The sequence below is a fragment of the Brucella grignonensis genome, assembly GCF_002252505.1.
GTDB classification, from domain to species: domain Bacteria; phylum Pseudomonadota; class Alphaproteobacteria; order Rhizobiales; family Rhizobiaceae; genus Brucella; species Brucella grignonensis.
Genome location: NZ_NNRL01000115.1, coordinates 1 through 384, shown reverse-complemented (window position 1 = coordinate 384; position 384 = coordinate 1). Strand labels below are relative to the sequence as shown.

Here is a 384-nt window from a genome sequence, read left to right as displayed (position 1 = left end):
GTCCCGCGACAGAGCCCGCCATAGCCCCATCAATGCCTTCGACCGTCGCCGATGTGGCAGCGGCGTTTCCATAGACCAGCTGAGAAAGCCGTTCGATTTCAGAACGCTTTTGCTCCAACCGTGTGGATTGCCGCAGCTTGGTTCCGATCTCTGCGTCGCTCAGATCGGGCACGTCCCTTCCGGGAATCAAAACCTCTCCTGGTCGAACCTGCCGCTCCGGTTTCTCTTCCTCACGATCCCGTGCGTGAAGACGTGCCAGGGGTTCTTCGCCGCCTGGAATGATGGGGCTTCGATCGATGGCGATCCGCTGCTTGACCTCCCTCGCCGTCTTCATGGCATCGTCCTCATCCGCACGGCGCCGCTCCGCCAGGAACCATGCTAGAT

Annotated in this window: 1 pseudogene; it reads right to left on the bottom strand. The window is 60.9% G+C overall.

The features are described from left to right. Positions 1-334 (bottom strand): annotated as a pseudogene (locus CEV33_RS01470) (BID domain-containing T4SS effector); the annotation flags it as partial. Positions 335-384 lie beyond the last annotated feature (50 nt).